Source organism: Rhodococcus sp. KRD162, assembly GCF_017168335.1.
Taxonomy (GTDB): domain Bacteria; phylum Actinomycetota; class Actinomycetes; order Mycobacteriales; family Mycobacteriaceae; genus Rhodococcoides.
Genome location: NZ_JABFAU010000077.1, coordinates 16,848 through 32,827 on the forward strand (window position 1 = coordinate 16,848; position 15,980 = coordinate 32,827).

16 protein-coding genes are annotated in these 15,980 nt (G+C 65.2%); 3 read left to right on the forward strand and 13 right to left on the reverse strand.

Going from position 1 to position 15,980, the window contains the following annotated elements; translation table 11 throughout:
* Positions 1-46: 46 nt before the first annotated feature.
* From fabG to J1M87_RS27335, 10 genes are all read right to left on the reverse strand, one after another.
* A complete protein-coding gene (gene fabG / locus J1M87_RS27290; RefSeq protein ID WP_206492782.1) occupies positions 47-805 on the reverse strand; it encodes a 3-oxoacyl-ACP reductase FabG in 759 nt (252 codons plus the stop codon).
* On the reverse strand, positions 802-1,842 hold the full coding sequence (locus tag J1M87_RS27295) for a 2,3-diaminopropionate biosynthesis protein SbnB (RefSeq protein ID WP_206492783.1): 1,041 nt from the start codon (positions 1,840-1,842) through the stop codon (positions 802-804). Before J1M87_RS27295 ends, fabG begins: the two co-directional genes overlap by 4 nt.
* The gene (sbnA, locus tag J1M87_RS27300; protein WP_206492784.1) at positions 1,839-2,897 is read right to left on the reverse strand and encodes a 2,3-diaminopropionate biosynthesis protein SbnA; all 1,059 of its coding nucleotides are present in this window, start codon (positions 2,895-2,897) and stop codon (positions 1,839-1,841) included. The genes J1M87_RS27295 and sbnA overlap by 4 nt, the downstream gene beginning before the upstream one ends.
* Positions 2,894-5,191, reverse strand: coding sequence for a lantibiotic dehydratase (locus J1M87_RS27305; protein WP_206492785.1), 2,298 nt, complete (start codon positions 5,189-5,191; stop codon positions 2,894-2,896). Before J1M87_RS27305 ends, sbnA begins: the two co-directional genes overlap by 4 nt.
* Positions 5,188-6,423: a PLP-dependent aminotransferase family protein gene (locus tag J1M87_RS27310; RefSeq protein ID WP_206492786.1), complete on the reverse strand. Its 1,236-nt coding sequence runs from the start codon at positions 6,421-6,423 to the stop codon at positions 5,188-5,190. The genes J1M87_RS27305 and J1M87_RS27310 overlap by 4 nt, the downstream gene beginning before the upstream one ends.
* Before the next feature lie 44 nt (positions 6,424-6,467).
* On the reverse strand, positions 6,468-6,698 hold the full coding sequence (locus J1M87_RS27315; protein ID WP_206492787.1) for a phosphopantetheine-binding protein: 231 nt from the start codon (positions 6,696-6,698) through the stop codon (positions 6,468-6,470).
* Positions 6,679-8,169 (reverse strand): class I adenylate-forming enzyme family protein, encoded by a 1,491-nt coding sequence (locus tag J1M87_RS27320; protein ID WP_206492788.1) that lies wholly within the window; start codon positions 8,167-8,169, stop codon positions 6,679-6,681. Before J1M87_RS27320 ends, J1M87_RS27315 begins: the two co-directional genes overlap by 20 nt.
* Positions 8,156-9,097, reverse strand: coding sequence for an ACP S-malonyltransferase (locus J1M87_RS27325; protein WP_206492789.1), 942 nt, complete (start codon positions 9,095-9,097; stop codon positions 8,156-8,158). Before J1M87_RS27325 ends, J1M87_RS27320 begins: the two co-directional genes overlap by 14 nt.
* Positions 9,098-9,197: 100 nt before the next feature.
* Complete coding sequence (locus tag J1M87_RS27330) at positions 9,198-9,980, reverse strand: ABC transporter permease (protein ID WP_206492790.1); 783 nt, start codon at positions 9,978-9,980, stop codon at positions 9,198-9,200.
* Between the two features lie 9 nt (positions 9,981-9,989).
* Positions 9,990-10,937 (reverse strand): ABC transporter ATP-binding protein, encoded by a 948-nt coding sequence (locus J1M87_RS27335; RefSeq protein ID WP_206492791.1) that lies wholly within the window; start codon positions 10,935-10,937, stop codon positions 9,990-9,992.
* 204 nt (positions 10,938-11,141) lie between these two features.
* On the opposite strand from J1M87_RS27335, the gene J1M87_RS27340 reads away from it, so the two are divergent.
* Positions 11,142-11,681 (forward strand): hypothetical protein, encoded by a 540-nt coding sequence (locus tag J1M87_RS27340; protein WP_206492792.1) that lies wholly within the window; start codon positions 11,142-11,144, stop codon positions 11,679-11,681.
* Here the strand turns inward: J1M87_RS27340 and J1M87_RS27345 are convergent.
* Positions 11,656-12,042, reverse strand: a complete 387-nt coding sequence (locus tag J1M87_RS27345; protein WP_206492793.1) for a hypothetical protein — start codon at positions 12,040-12,042, stop codon at positions 11,656-11,658. The genes J1M87_RS27340 and J1M87_RS27345 overlap by 26 nt on opposite strands.
* Positions 12,043-12,069: 27 nt before the next feature.
* Positions 12,070-12,603, reverse strand: a complete 534-nt coding sequence (locus tag J1M87_RS27350) for a DUF3558 family protein (protein ID WP_307830934.1) — start codon at positions 12,601-12,603, stop codon at positions 12,070-12,072.
* A gap of 200 nt (positions 12,604-12,803) precedes the next feature.
* On the opposite strand from J1M87_RS27350, the gene J1M87_RS27355 reads away from it, so the two are divergent.
* Positions 12,804-14,984: an MMPL family transporter gene (locus tag J1M87_RS27355; RefSeq protein ID WP_206492795.1), complete on the forward strand. Its 2,181-nt coding sequence runs from the start codon at positions 12,804-12,806 to the stop codon at positions 14,982-14,984.
* A gap of 113 nt (positions 14,985-15,097) precedes the next feature.
* Positions 15,098-15,361, forward strand: coding sequence for a metal-sensitive transcriptional regulator (locus J1M87_RS27360; RefSeq protein WP_042938034.1), 264 nt, complete (start codon positions 15,098-15,100; stop codon positions 15,359-15,361).
* A 29-nt stretch (positions 15,362-15,390) separates the two neighbouring features.
* Here the strand turns inward: J1M87_RS27360 and J1M87_RS27365 are convergent, their stop codons facing one another.
* Positions 15,391-15,894: a hypothetical protein gene (locus J1M87_RS27365; RefSeq protein ID WP_206492796.1), complete on the reverse strand. Its 504-nt coding sequence runs from the start codon at positions 15,892-15,894 to the stop codon at positions 15,391-15,393.
* Positions 15,895-15,980 lie beyond the last annotated feature (86 nt).

The window sequence follows — 15,980 nt, forward strand, 5'->3', positions numbered from 1 at the left end:
CCTTCCGGTTGTGTGTGGTGTTCGAGGGGATCTGTGGGGGTCTGGCTCAGGCGGCGATCATTCCGCCGTCCACGGTGAGGACCTTGCCGGTGATGTAGGACGAGGTGGGCATGCCGAGAAAGACGACTGCCTGTGCCACCTCTGCAGCAGTACCGAAGCGCTGCAGGGGAATTGCGTCGCGAGCGATCTCACGCATGGCCTTCGGGACCGCGCGGACCATATCGGTCTCGATGAACCCGGGGGCCACGACGTTGACGCGAATGCCTCGGTTGGCGACCTCGGCCGCGAGTGACTTGGCCATCGAGATGATGCCGCCCTTGCTGGCGGCGTAGTTGCCCTGCCCGGCCCTGCCTGCAACGCCACTGGTGGAGCTGATCATCACGATCGCTCCGCCGGTGGAGAACATCAGTTTCGTGGACTCGCGAGCCGTCAGGAATGTGCCGGTCAGGTTGGTGGCGATGACCGAGCTCCATTTGCGGGCGCTCATCGTCGCGAAGTGTCCGTCGGCGGTGATCCCGGAATTGAGTACCGCGACGTCGAGTCGGCCGAAGCGAGAGCGGATCTCGCGGAACATCGCCAGGACGGCCTCCTCGTCGGCGACGTCGGCAGCGATGATGGTGGCGTCGCGGCCGCGTTCGCGGACCGACTGGGCCACCTTCTCGGCGTCGACGGAACTGCTGCGGTAGTTGATGATCACGTCGCATCCGGCCTCGGCGAGTGCGATCGCCACGGCAGCTCCGATGCCGCGCGATCCTCCCGTCACGAGTGCGACGGGCGGACGATCGGCCACTGGGGTGTCGGTCATGAGCGTGCTCCTGTCGAGTCGATGATGGTTCCCGCCACGACGTGTTCGGGCGGGTCGAAGCCGGGGACTTCGGTTCCCAGGCCGAGGCTGCTCGACCTGTCGAGAACCAGCGCGGCGACGGCGAGGTCGAGAATGCCGAGGCCGAACGGAGAGAACACGACTCCCGCCGGGTCCGGCAGGTAGGTGCCGGCTCGCAGAATCGAGCCGAGGGTTCCCTGTACGAACGACAGATCGGGTTGCTGTCGTGCGGCCAACGAGATCGAGGTGTTCTCCCGATTGACGTGCTCGACGTCGTCGACGACGTTGCGTGCGGCCAGAATCGACGCCGTGGTGAGGTCTCGTAGCGAGACGTGCAGCAGCACCTGCCCTGCGGGTCTTCCGGACGAGGGCAGGGTCAGCCAGGGTGCCGGTGCGGTGGTGGTGACGGCGACGGTGTCCGCACCCTCGACCACCCGCTCGGCGCGGTCGACGATCGTCGGTGTCAGCTGGGGGAATTCGCGGGCGATGACGTCGCCGAACTGCCGTGCGCGCTGAGGGTCGTGGTCGAACAGCAGGGCCGTGCGCGACTCGGGGTGGGCGACCCGGAGGAATCGGACCTGCTCGAGCGCGATGGTCCCGCACCCGATCACTCCGATCACCGTGACGGGGTTGCCTGCTCGAAGGGTCATGCTGGCCAGTGCCGCCGAGGCCGCCGTGCGCCAGGCGTTGATCCTGCTGCCCTCCACGATTGCGCGCGGGTAGCCGGTATCGAGGCCCGACAGCAGCACCAGAGACGAGGCACGTTGGCGGCCGGTGTCGACGTTGTGCGGAAACGACGACACCCATTTGACGCCTGCGAGTGGGTGGTCGCCCCCGAGGTAGGCAGGCAACGCGATGAAGCGCGTGCTCGGTTGATCGATCGGCCGCACGAAGGCCGAGAACGGCAGATCGGACTGCCCCAGATCATGTGCGATGTAAGCGGATTGGACGGCGCGCAGCACGGCCACCTCGGAGTCGACCAGTGCCCGGTGCACATCGTCGGCGGTCAGCAGTTTCATCGTCGAAGCAACTCCTCGAGTCGGGTGGATGCGGCATGGACTGCCGGCAGTCCGATGTGGTTGTGGACCCACACGTCGTCGTAGATCGAATGCAGGTATCGGTCCCCGCCGTCGGGAAGGATCGTCACGACGGTGCTGCCGACGGGTACCTGAGGCAGATACGCAGCGATGGCTGCGATCACAGCACCCGAGGATCCGCCGGCGAGAATCGCTTCCCGCTCGGCGAGCAGACGGCACGCTGCCACGCACTCGGCGTCGGTCACGAACAGCGCGTCGTCGGCCAGATCGTCACGAAAGTGGCCGGGAACGATGGTGGACCCGTGCCCAGGCAGGGTGCGGCCGTAGTCCGGGGCGGGCGGTGCCATCGAGCCGAAAATGGCACTGCCACAGGCGTCGACGGCGACGATGCGGGTGTGAGCTCCGCTGCTGCGAAGATGATCGGCGATTCCGCGTAGCGAGCCACACGATCCCGCCGCGATGAACAGCAGGTCCGGTTCACCTGTGGCGTCGAGGATTTCGCGTGCCGTCCGCCGATGTGCGGCAGCACCACTGGGATTGCTGTACTGGTCGAGGCACAGCGCGCCGGGTATCGAGGCGAGCAATTCCTGGACGCGCCGTAGCCTGGTCGGTAAGAACTCGCCGGTGGCGGGATCACGGTCGGTGACGATGTCGACCTGCGCGCCGAGCGCCCGCATGATCGCCAGGTTGGTGTGCGAGGCCTTCGGATCGGTCACCACATGGAGACCGAGTCGGTGATACGCGCACACCAGCGCCAGCGCGACACCCAGGTTGCCCGAACTCGATTCGACGATGGTGGTGACGCCCGGAACCGCGCGGCCCTCGGCCAAGGCGGCTTCGACCATCTCACGTGCCGGTCGATCCTTGGTGCTGCCACCGGGATTGACTCGCTCGACCTTCGCGAGCACCGTCGAACCCGCGGTGCGGAACAGCCGGTCCAGTCGAACGATGGGGGTGGAGCCGATGGCGGCGACGATGCCGTCGTGCACAGGGCTGATCGGATGTCGGGTTGCGGTGCCGTCCAGAATTACGGTCATGATGGCTCTCCGATTCTCGGGGGAGATGTGGCCGGCAGCATCTGCAGGCGAATCTCGCTGACGTAACGGCGCCCGGCGGCATCGGCGAGCCATGAATTCCTCGGTTCGGGCAGGCACTCGGTGACGACGATCGGACCGAGCCGGTCCGGCTGTATCCGTCCCTGCGCTCGCCGAACCTGGTGGACGAACGCGGCGACGAGCGTCGGGCTGTCGAGGTCGAGATACAGCGGCTTGGTTTCACCTGGCACCTTCGCGTACACCCGATCGGGCAGGCGCAGGCTTTCTCGCCACCGAGTCACTGCCTGAAAGTCCTGCCAAGCAGCTGTTTTGGTGGGTAGGTCGAGTTCGGTGCAGGGGCTGCGCCAGGTCTGCCGAAACACCACGGTGTTGTCGACCTCGAGCCGAGGGGTGTGGGGACCGGCGAGGCCCGCTTTGAATCCGTCTGCTGCGACGATCGACAGCGGTACCGCGAAGGCTTCGGCGAGCGTGAAGCGGCGGCCGTCGGGCAGCACCGCGAACGTGCGGCCCTCGGTGCGCTCGAAACGAATGTCCGACGCTGCCACCACCGAGCGCGGTTCGCGGGCAGCAGCATTGGTGAAGCCGATCGACGTCTCCTCGTGACCGCACGTGGTGGGAACGAAGCGACCGGTGTTCCGCTCCCATGTCGAGGGCAGCAGCGGGACGAGCCTGCGGATCCCGGAGACGGCGTTGATGGTGTCCCTGAAGTCGTCGGCGTCGCCGAGGTTCCACGTGAACACAGGCACATCGAGTGAGACCAGGGCGGCGTGCATCTCGCCGAGAATTGCGGTCGACTCGCCGGCCGACAGCGCCTCGGCATTCGCCGCTACGAATTGCAGATCCGGGCTGTGCGGTAGGTCTACCGCGGTGCCGGTCAGATCCGAGAACCTCGCCCGTGATGCCAGTTCCGCTGAGTTGCGGTGTATGACAGCACCACCGCGCTCGTGTGGTTCGAGATCGATCACCTCCGACCAGCGATCGGCGAGGTCGCGGCGGGCTCGATCGACGCCGTTCCCGTCACCCCAGAACACCGTCATGGTGCGAGGCCAGACCTCGGCAAGAGTGATCGAGGAGAGGTCTCCGCGAGCCGCGCGGTCGATGATCGCGTCGATCTCGGCGACGACGTAGTGGGCGAGCCGGTCGGTGAACCACCGCGACGCGTCGGCGATCAGCGCCAGGGCGTCGGCATGTGGCGCCAGTGCAGCGCTGCCGATGGTCATGGTCACATCGCGCGAGGAGTCCTCGAAGCAGATGCTGCGGGCGGCATACGACTTGGCTTCGCCGCGTTGCGCTTTGACCTCGGTGATGCGCTCGAAGTCGGCCGACAGCGCAGTCAGGGCCGCATCGAGCGTACCCGGTGTCTCCGCCTCCGAGACTGCCCGCAGGCCACCGTCGATGTCCGCGAGATCACGGAGGCACCGGGCTGCCACGGAGGCGTCGGCGATGGGAAGTACGCGAGTGGCGAGAATGCGATGAGCGTCGGCGGTCGTCGGAATGCGGGCATCCCAGTTCAGCACTTTCCGGCGAACGAGTCTGGCTACGGTTGCTTCCACCGCCGACGCGTCGAGTGCCAGGGCCTGAGCGATCCGCTCGATGGTGTCGTGCCCGTCGCACCGAAGCACGATGCGCAGATCGTCCCCGGCCAGCCGAATGCGTCTCGACCCCGTCCTGGCCTGCGACCTGTTCGGGTCGACCGCGACATCCGGACGCAGATACGGCGGGAACCAGCGCCGGATCTGTTCGTCGCGGGACCAGGCGGCACCGATGGCCGCGGCGGCCCAGGCCTCGAGGAAGGTGCGGCGTTCACGGATCAGCTGCGGTCCGTGCCGAAAATCGCCGTGCGGCTCTTCGAGAAGTTCCACCCACGCTCCGGGACCGAAATAGCCGATGGTCTCGGCCTTTCCGCAATAGCGCTGCCAGTACAGGGCAATCGAGCGTAGGCGCTGGCGTCGCTTCGACGGCGATCCACAGAACGGGCTGGAGATCTGACGCCACGCGCCGCGGTTCTGCCAGACCAGTGCGGTGACGAAGTCCGTGCGTTCGACCAGGCCGGTGAGCCGCGCTTCCTCGTCCTCGCGTGAAGCGATGAACTCCGCTTCGGTGCTCGCGGACGGTCCACCGAACACCTCGAGGCCGTCGGCGGAGAACCCGGCGCTGCGCAGATTGGCGGTTCGCCACAGATTCCAATCGGTCGTACCGAGGGCGAGAGTTCGGCTGAAGGGCGGGTCGGCCAGCACGGCGGCTGCAGTGGCAGGCGGCAGCTCGGTGGCGGTCACGAGGCTGCCCTCGATACCTGCGGTGTGTTCGGCGTATCCGCTGCGGTGACGCCCGCCGCGAACCTGCTCACCGCGTCGACCACCGAGCCGTCCGGAACGTGGGAGAAGCTGAGGCGAATGCCGTCGGCGTGCTCGTTCGCGAGTGAGAAGTGAGTACCACCGACGACGCTGACGCCCTGTGCGGCTGCCTGTTCGACGACCGGCGTCGTCGACTGTCCGTCGCGCCGACGCAACCAGATGTAGAACCCACCGCGGGGGGATTGCCATTGCCATTCGCCGCGATCGAGACGGGCGGAGAGTTCGGTGTCCATCAGGGCGGCGCGGCGCGCGTAGGCGGTGCGGAAGGCGTCCACCAGATCGTGCCAGCCGTGCTTGGCGTAGTAACGACCGATGGCGGCCTGGGACAGAGGCGCGGGCGAGAGGGTGGTGATCTCGGCGACGGTGCGCAGCTCGTCGGCCAGTGCCGCTGGTGATTCGATCCAGCCGCAGCGCAGTCCGGGAGCGAGGATCTTCGAGAATGTCCCCAGGTGGATCACGCGTTCGGGTGCGAGACTGCGCAGTGTCGGAGCGGTGGCGGCATCGATCGTGACTCCCGGAAAGCTCAGCAGCGCATAGGGGTCGTCCTCGATGACGGTCAACCCGGCCGAGGCCGCCGCCTCGACGATCTCTCCGCGTCGAGTGGCCGACAACGATCGGCCGGTCGGGTTGTGAAACGTCGGGTTGGTGTAGAGCAGTACCGGAGTTCGACCCTGATCTCTCAGATCGGCGGCGGCGGCACGGATGGACTCGGGACTGGGTCCATCGCCGTCGGATTCGACTGCGGTGGTGTGCAATCCGGCAGTACGAAAGGCTGCGGCCGCGCCCGGATAGATGGGGGTCTCGCACAGCACTGTTGCACCGCCTCCGGCGAATGCCAGTGCAATGGTGAGCAATCCGTTCTGTGAACCACCGGTCGGGATGAGCTGCGCCGGGTCGGTCTGTGCTCCGCGGAACTCCATCGCACCCGCGATTGCTGCGGCCAGTGCGTCGGGTACTCGGTAGGTGGAGTACTGCAGCAGGGTTCGACCGCCGAGTCGCAGCATGCTGCGCATGGCATCGCTGAGGTCGCTGCTGGGAAACAGTTGTGGATCGGGAAGTCCACCTGCGAGATTGATGGTGTCTGCCACGGTGTCGAACAGTCGCGGTAGCGCCGAGTGGTTCGGCTGTGTCGGTGGCGGTGTAGTGGTGAGCATGGTGAATCCGTCCTCGAAGAGTCGGGTACGAAGCACGTCTGCAGCTACGCTGCTGCGAGGTTCGATACGGTGTCGAACAGGACGTCCGGGCTCAGTGCAGCTCCGGCGGTGAGGGATTGCTCGTCGAACTCGACTCCGAAGGCATCCTCGATCGCGACGAGAATGTTCACCACTCCGAGGGAGTCGATCGAGGACTGTGAGAACGGGCGGTCGGGCATCTCGACCGACTCGGGGGCGAGGGCGGCGAGAACGGAATCAAACTGCGAGCGCTGCATTGTGGTCTCCTGGAAGGATCGTCGGGGCGGTGTCGATCTCGGCGCGGAGTGCACGTCGATCGGGTTTTCCGTTGGCGGTGAGGGGAATTCGGGAGCGGTGAATCACGTCGCTGGGATGCCGAACCGGATCGAGCTCGGCTCGTAGTTGCCGGCGGACCCAGGTTGGATCGGCGGCCCCGGTGACCACCAGACGCAACGCACCGTCCTCGGCGAGAAAAGCAACGGCCTCGTCCACGGAGTCGAGAGATTCGGCGCAGGATTCGATTTCGAGCAGTGAGATGCGGACTCCGTTGCGTTTGACGACGTCGTCGTCGCGTCCCACGAAATAGAGACGCCCGCCGTCGTCGAGAAAGCCGCGGTCACCGGTGTGCAACTCCATACCTCGGGGACCGGCTCGAAACCTCTTCTGGGCGTTCATGGGAACGTTCCAGTACCCGGCCATGACCGTGGCACCGGACACGACTATTTCACCGGTCGTTCCCGCAGGCACGGGCCATCCAGCTGCCGAGACGATGCGGATGTCGTCGCCGGCGATGGGGTAGCCGACGGAATCGGGGTGATCGTCGAATTCCTCGGGCGGCAGTATCGAGATGCGTTTGCATTCGGTCATGCCGTACATGGAGGCGTAGCGCGATCCCGGGAACGATGTCAGCAGCGCCCGAGCGAGTTCGGGTGCCAGCCGGGCACCGGTGTTGGTGAACAGGCGGACGGTGGTGATCGTGGTGTTGCGACGGGCGACTATGCGCAGAATCTGAGCCAGGGCGGGCACCAGAGGAATGACGGTGACCGAGCGGCGTTCGACCAAGTCGAGTATCCGTAGATCCTGGATGCCTTCGGCAATCACCACCGAAGCACCGACCGCGAAGGTCAGAAACACCTGGTAAAGGCCATAATCGAACGACAGTGGAAGTCGGCACAACACGACGTCCTCGCGACGGTATGCCAGGCCGGCTCCGATGGCACCGACTGCGGCAGAGACTGCACCGTGTGGACACACCACACCCTTCGGATTGCCGGTGGTTCCCGAGGTGTAGATCAGCAGTGCGATGTCCTCGGCCCGAACTGCCGTGGTCGTGGGTGCGGCGGACCGGTAGTTGTCGATCGCGGAAGTGACGTCGTCGACGGCGACCACCTGCACCGGGCTGCCGGTGTGACGATCGGGATGGTCGGTGACGACGATCCGGCAGCCGCTGTCGCGAACGATATGGGCTGCCTGACTCGCCGTGAGTTCGTTGTTGATCGGTACGAACACCGCTCCTGCACAGACGGTTCCGAACAGCAGCTCGACGAATGCGGCACTGGACCGACCGTGGTGCACGACGCGGTCTCCGGGGCGGATGCCGTTGTCGACCAACCATGCCGTCACGCGGGCAACGCGCTCTCGTAGCGATCCGTACGTCAATTCGTTGTCGCCATCGATGACGGCCGGGTCCGATTCGCGGCCCTGAGAAAGGAGTTCAGGCAGCAGCATCGGACCGGCCGCCCTTCACCTTGATGGACAGCTTCGCGAACTCGCGCGGCGAACTGATGCGCACTACGGTGGCGGCCGGCAATGTACGGGAGGCGATTCCGGCCAGAACGTCGGCCGGCGGCAAGCAGATCGCGCTGGTGATGTCGGCAGCACGGAAAGCCCCCAGGCACAGATCCCATCGCACCGGTGCGGTGATCTGCGCGATCAGACGCTCACCCAGCTGCGTTGCGTCCCGCACGACAGTGCCGTCTGCGTTGGACACGATATCGATGCCGGCATCACGCATGGGGACGGTGGCGATGGCCTCGGCGAACGGGGCGGTGGCCGACCGCATGGCAGGGCTGTGGAAGGCCCCTGCCACCTGCAGGCGGCGTACTGCGGTTCCGGCGGGCGGTGCGGTGAGGAACGACTCGATCGCGTCGATCGGTCCGGCGGCAACCACTTGCCCCGGTCCGTTGTGATTGGCGACGGTCAGCCCCGCCGATTCTATTGCGGTAGTGACGAGTTCGGGATCGCCGCCGAGCACGGCCGTCATCGATCCGGAAGTGGCGGCACAGGCCGCGGCCATCGCCCGGCCTCGTACGGCGGCCAGGTACACCGCGTCGGCCGGATCGAGTGCGCCTGCCAGCGCCGCCGCGGCCAGTTCTCCGACCGAATGCCCTGCCACTGTGGAGCAGACCAGGCCGGCGTCGGCGAGGGCGTCGAGCACCGGAAGCCCGGCGAGGAGTGCGGCGGTGACGAGTAGCGGTTGGGCGTTCTCGGTTCGGGCGATCTCGTCCTTGCCCGCGGTGGTTCCGAGTCCGATCAGGTCGATGTCGGCACGCTCGGACCAGTTCTGTATCAGTCTGCGTCGGTCGGGGTCTTTGAGCCACGGTGTCAGAATCCGTGGGGTCTGTGCTCCTTGTCCGGGAGCGAGAAGGGTGATCATGGCGGTCCTCGTGCTCGTAGATTTCGGGCAGGTGTGTGCACGCGGCGGCCGTGGTGGCCGATGCGTTGGGTGCGTCGGGAGGAGGGAAAGTGCACGTGAGTCACTGTCGGCCGGTGGCCCCGGCGAATCGGCGGATGGCGGCGAACGAGAATCCGGCGAACCAGGCTGCGACGTTGATGAGCGCACCTGCGAGCGAGGCGTGGGACCCGTCGAGGTTGTAGCCGTCCGTCAGTGCATAGCGGGCCAACGTCGCCACCCCGTACAGGGGTGTGACCTGTGCGATTGCGAGCATTCCGCCCGAGAGTGGGATGAAGATGTTGCCCAGGAAGGCGAGCCCGGTCATCACTACGCCGGGAACGTGGGTGACCACCTCGGGTGGCAGCAGCATGCCCAAGACCAGGCCGAGGGCGGAGAAGATGGCCGATCCGATCCAGGCCACCAGGAGACCGGTGATCCAGACGATCGCGTCGGCGCGGGCCCCGGTGAGTGCTCCCAGAATGCCGACGACGATGACCGGGATCGCCGCATACACCTGGCACGCGATGATGCGTGAGGCGACGTAGCCGCCGGCACCCAAGGGAGACAATCGAATTGTCCGCAGCCAGCCGTTGGCTTTCTCGTTCGAGATGCCTGCCGCGCGGGAAATGGTGCCGATCGACGCGCCGTAGACGGCGATACCGATCATCATCCAGGCCTGAAAGTTGCCGTGCGGCAGATTCACTCCCGCGCTGGGCTCGACGACGTCGAACAGTGCGAGGTAGAGCACTGCGGGAAGAGCGACGGTGAAGATCAGGTTCTGTGGGGTGATCTGCCTGCGGACGTCGTGCAGTACGAAGGTGGGGTGCAGTCCGCGGCGCGGGCGCAGTGAGGTCGTGGTTGTCATCGGATGTCCTCAGTTCTGGTCGGTACGGTCGGTCAGCGCGGAGAATGCTTCGTCGAGTGAGGCCGAGACGACGGCGATATCGGTCGCGGAGCTCGTCGTGCTCAGCGCGCGCACTACGGTGTCGGTGTCGGTGCAGACGAAGCGGAACCGGCCACTGGCCAACTCTTGTAACCGCGAACCAGTCTGTGTAGCAACAGCTTCGGCTTCACTTCTCGGGAGGTTGGCGTCGACGGTCCGATTGGAGACGGTGGCCTTGATCTGGGCTACGGTGCCGTCTGCGACGAGAGCACCGTCGACGATGACAACGATGCGATCCGCGAAGTTCTGTGCCTCTTCGAGGTAGTGGGTTGCAAACATGACGGTGGTGCCGTTGGCCGCCTGGGCGCGCATTGCCTGCCAGAAGTGTTTGCGGGCAGTGACATCCATGCCTGCGGTCGGCTCGTCCAGCAGGAGGAGTTCAGGGTTGGACAGCAGTGCCAAGGCGAACCGCACCTTCTGCTGTTCGCCTCCCGAGCACTTCGATACGCGTCGATTCGTCAGATCGCCGAGTCCGGCGCGGGTGATGGCAGCGGCGGGGTCGGCTCCGATGTACAGCGAACCCATCATGTCCACGAGTGCGCCGACGGTGACGTCCGGTAGCAGTCCGCCGGACTGGAGTACCGCGGCGCTGCGTCCTGTCGAAGCTGCGGTCAGCGGATCGGTTCCGAGAACCTCGATGGTGCCGCCGTCCGGCTCGGTGAGCCCGAGGATCATGTCGATCGTGGTGCTCTTGCCTGCGCCGTTCGGTCCGAGGAACGCTACGACCTGCCCGCGCGGGATCGACAGATTCAGCTCGCGAACGGCGCGGAACTTCGACCCCGTGGAGTCGCTGAACGACTTGTGGACACCGGTGGCGTGCACCGCGAGTGCAGTCTCGGTACTCACCGCCTCGGTGCGAGTTGAACTCTGGGTGGTCATCTGCATTTCCCTTCGCTGTTTCGTCAGTGGTTCTTCGGCCGTGTTCCTTGGCGACACATCAGACTCTTCACCCAGGAGAAACCCCAGGTCAACGCGAAATGAGACGTCGTTTCCGACGTCATGACGAACTGCTGACAACTGTCATGTGCAACTACGGACCAGATGTCACGTAAGTGGGTCGATGCTGGGATCTATCGTGGCGGGATGGAGTTCGGATTCGAGGCGGGTTCGTACGCGGTCCGTGAGGTCGACGGTGGTGACAGCCCCGAGGACTTCCTGCCGGTGTTCAACAGCAACCCCGGGTTTCTCGACGCGAGTACGTTGCACACCGGAGTCACCGCCTTCACCGAGGAAGAGGTGGAGAAGTTCCTCTGGCACAACACGGCGATGGAGAATTCACACTGCTTGGTGATTCGCTCGGCCGAACGAGTGGTGGGTGTGATGGCGTTGTTGGTTCCGCATCCGCGCGAGGGGCAACCGTGGGTGGGGAGTCTGATCGTCGACGCCGAGGAAGGCCATGAGCGGGTGGCGAATCCGGTGCTGGCGGAACTCGAGCGCAGTCTTGCGGCACAGGGGTGGACTGATGTGTTCGTGGGTCCGATGGTGAGCATGGTCGAGAGCATCGGATGGTGGCGTTCCCGCGGTTACGAGTCCATTGAACGGCGTCTGGACAACGACAAGCGAGAGGTCGATGTTCACCGAAAAATGCTGCGTGGGTTCAGTTTCCCGGATCGAGCGCGGTGATATTCGCGGATGTCCGGGTATCGGTGTCGGCGGTCTCGTCGAAATAGCGACGGAAGAGCATCCGCATCGATTCGATGACCTCGATGTGCTGCTGAAGAATGACGTCCAGAGAGCGATCGGTGCCGGTGACGAGACGCCCGAACCGGGCCTGCAGGTCCTGTGCGGACTTCATGTCGCCCCAACTCTTCGTCTCGGTCAGTGCGCGTGCGTCAGCCTGCATTTTCGATAGGTGTGCCAGGTAGGTGACGCAGGCTGCGTCGCACCGCGCGGCGACGTCGGCGGGAATGGTGATGGTGCCGGCGTCGGCTCGAGCGTTGAGGTCTTGCCAATGTGTGATGAGGTTCGGCTGGGCGTCGGTCACGGTTCGGTATCTCTCGATCGGTGGGAACTAGCTGGGAAGTTCGGAATCAAGGGCGGCGACTACCGTGCTGAGTTCTGTACAAGGGTCATACGAAGGTTGTTGGACGAGTGCGCTCGTAATCAGGGTTGCCCTGATCAATTCGGGCCCGGCGGTGAACGCGACGCCGCAGTCGCGAGACGCGTCCGCAGACAGTTGCTGATAGCGAAGTGCATCGCGGGTCCCCACCCGTACAGGCTGGAGTCGATCGAAATAGCTGGGATCGTCGACGAAGTCGAGAGACTCGAATCCGACGAAAATTCGAAGGAAATATTCGTCGTCGGGCGGGCTGCTCTCCCAGCCGCAGATCTTGAATCCGTTCTGGTCGCGTCCGAAGATTCCCGACTCCTTGGTGCTGGCGTTCAATCCCGCTCGCTCGATGGCCTCGTCGGGGATGGTGCAGGGATCCCAGGGCGTTGTCGGGGCTGCGGCAGAAGTGGGAGTCGAGGTGTCATCGGCCAGTGCATCGCCGTCGACGGCCGTCGAGCATCCCAGCACCAGGAGTAGTCCACATCCGATTGGCACCCATCGGCCTGTACGACGCATCTGCTCGGTCCCATCTTCAGAGTTCACTGAAGGGTTGGACGCAGCGGCATGGTTGATGGTTCCACTGGACGGGCTCGAACTCGGGTGCTCACCGAGCGGTGCACGAATCCGGCATCGTTGATACCCCCGGGGGTACCGTGCTACGGTTCGGCCACCTACCCGATCTGTAAGGACACGATGTGAGTTACACCGATATTCGAACCGACGAGAGTTCGGCCGACAGTTCGCCGCCGGACATCACCGGCGGGCCGTTGGCGCGGTTCGGCGCGCGCATGGCCGGCAATTTCAAGTGGGTGGTGACCGCGTGGCTGGTGGTGATCATCGGACTGGGTGCGTTCGCGCCGTCGGTGTTCGGGTCTCTCGCCGGTGCTGGTTGGCAGGCCAACGGATCGGAGTCGGTCCAGGTCCGCGAGCTGGCTCAGGAGCATTTCGGCGGGAACTCCTCGGCGGCGATCCAGGTGGTCGTGCATTCGGACACCGAGCAGGTGTCGGATCCAGCCGTCCAGGCCGTCATTTCCGAGGTCACCGACATTCTGGCCGGCGACCCGCGGATCTCCGAGGTGATCGCCCCGCAGCCGGGAATGTCGATCAGTCCCGACGGGCGCACGGGAATCATCATCGGTGGGGCGAACGGGACCACCGACGAGATGGTCAAGGCGGTCGACGATCTCAAGGGCGAGCTGACCGACGCCTCCACGGACTCGATCGAGGTCTACCCGACCGGAGCGTCGGCGCTGTGGAGTGATTTCAACAAGGCCAACCACGACGCGATGATCAAGGCCGAAATCATCTCCTGGCCGGTCACATTGGCGATCATGGTGCTCGCTTTCGGTTCCCTCGTCGCCGCCGGACTACCGCTGCTGCTGACCCTGGCGGGCCTGGTCGCATCCGCGGGCGCTCTGGTGCTGCTGAACGAGGTCACACCGATCTCGGTGTGGGCGATGAACTTTGCGCTGATGTTCGCCCTGGCTCTGGGTATCGACTACGCACTGTTCCTCGTCGTGCGATTTCGCGAGGCCCTCCGTAAGACCATCGACGCCGGCCAGATGGATGCTCGGCGTGCGGTGGCCGAAACGATGGACACCGCAGGCAAAGCCGTTGCCCTGTCCGGTCTGACTGTGCTGATCAGCCTCTCTGCCGTGCTGCTGGTACCGGCCCCGGCGGTGCGCACGATGGCCGTGGGCATCATGCTCGCGGTGATCTTCGTTCTTGCTGCCACCCTCACGTTGCTGCCCGCGGTGCTGGGCAAGCTCGGCCCCAAGGTCAATGCTGCTTCCCTGCCTTTCGCGAAGCGGCAGGAGCATCGCTCGCCGAAGTTCGCCTCCTGGGGACAGGTGCTGCACAAGTATCCGTGGCCGTTCGCCATCGGCGCACTGCTGATTCTGGTGGCGCTGACGCTCCCGGTGTTCGGCCTCAAGGTCGCCATGCCGTCGATTTCGGTGGTGCCCGAGGACGCCCCGGTGCGGCAGGGCTACGAACTGGTGCAGGCGCAGATGGGTGAGGGTGCCCCGGGCATGCTGCAGATCATCGCTCCGGCTTCCGAAGCAGAGCAGACCGCGCAGATCGCCGCGAGCGTGGACGGCGTGTCGATGGTGACCCCGCCGATGCCCGCGATGGACGGATCCGATTACGTCATGCTGCAGGCCATTCCGGACGTCGACCCGTCCGACCCGGCACTCGCGACCACTCTCGACACACTGCGTGCCGAGCTGCCCGAGGGCGCGATCGTCGGCGGTGCACCCGCCGAGAACCTGGACCTGCAGACGGCGTTGAACGACTATCTGCCCATCGTGGTGTCGGTCATTCTGGTGCTCGGATTCCTGTTGCTGCTGATCGCGCTGCAGGCACCGCTGATCGCCCTGCTCGGCACTGTGGTGAGTTTGCTGTCGACCGGAGCGGCGTTCGGTGTCGCGAAGCTGATCTTCCAGGACGGGCATGGCGCGTCGCTGCTCGGTTTCACCCCGCAGGGCTTCCTGAACGGCTGGGGCCCGGTGTTCTTCTTCGCGATGATCTTCGCGATTGCGATGGACTACACGGTGTTTCTGCTGTCGAGCGTCAAGGAGCACTACGAGAACACCGATGATCCGCACGGGTCGCAGGTCGACGGGATGGCGCACTCGGGACGGGTGATCTTCGCGGCGGCAGCGGTGATGGTCGCGGTGTTCTTCTCGTTCGCGCTCGCCCAGCCGCTGCCTCCCAAGGAGATGGGAATCATTCTGGGTGTGGCCGTACTGTTGGACGCGATTTTGATCAGATTGGTCCTGCTGCCGGTACTCCTGCGCCTGACCGGTCACGCCGCGTGGTGGTCCCCCGCGTGGCTGCGTGCGGTGTTGCCGAAGATCGGCTTCTCGCACGGCTGAAACTCGGACAGCTGAGACTCGGACGGTGGTGGGCGAGCGCGGTGTGCTCGAGCCTTCACCGTCCGTTACCCCAGGGGGTAACCTGGGGTTACTCGAACGAAGGATTGATGGACATGACCGGTGATACCGAAAGCATCGCATTGGTATTGAACCGCCTACGGCGTGCGCAGGGCCAGCTGTCAGGCGTGATCGCCATGATCGAAAGTGGCCGTGACTGCAAGGACGTCGTCACCCAGCTGGCTGCGGTGTCGAAGGCGCTCGACCGGGCCGGGTTCAAGATCGTCGCCACAGGGCTCCGCGAGTGCATCACGGGAGCGGAAACAGGCGAGAAGATGAGTGAAGCGGAGCTCGAGAAGCTGTTTCTCGCCCTCGCCTGAGGTCGGCGCAGCAGTCGGCCGGAATCAGGTCAGCGGGGTCCGTGCGGGTGGGTGAACACCGCACGGGCCCATAGCGCTGTGGACAGCACGGCTGCCGCGGCACCCAGATACAGCCCTATCGACGGCCCCGTGTACGCCGCATCCGGAGCCAGTGATTGCCGCGACCAGATCGCGAGCACACCGAACACCATGGTGACGCCGTTGCCCGCTAGTGCCAAGCCGGCCCAGCGGAACCTTCGAACGGCGCGGGCAGTTGCCGCCACCGTCACGGTGAACGTCATGCTGAAGGCCACGAACAGGGTCGGGAGTGCTCCTGCGGATTCGTTCTCGGCACGTGAGGTCCTGAACAGCACGTCGTATCCGTGTGCAGAACCGGTGAGGGGCAAGAGGAACCCCAGAGATGCGATGGCAATCGCAGCGATGAGCACTGGTGTACTTCTGCCGAACTCGATCTCGGGCACCACGCGGCGTTCGATGGCGTCGAACACCGCGCGGTAGCGACCCAGTTCGTCGTCGTCGCTGTTCTTACGCACTTCGGTACCGTAGCGCGCCGCGATCGGCGTCGGGGATGCCCGTGGCCCCCCGGCTGCTACTTGCTCGAGAACATCCGTGAGAAGAA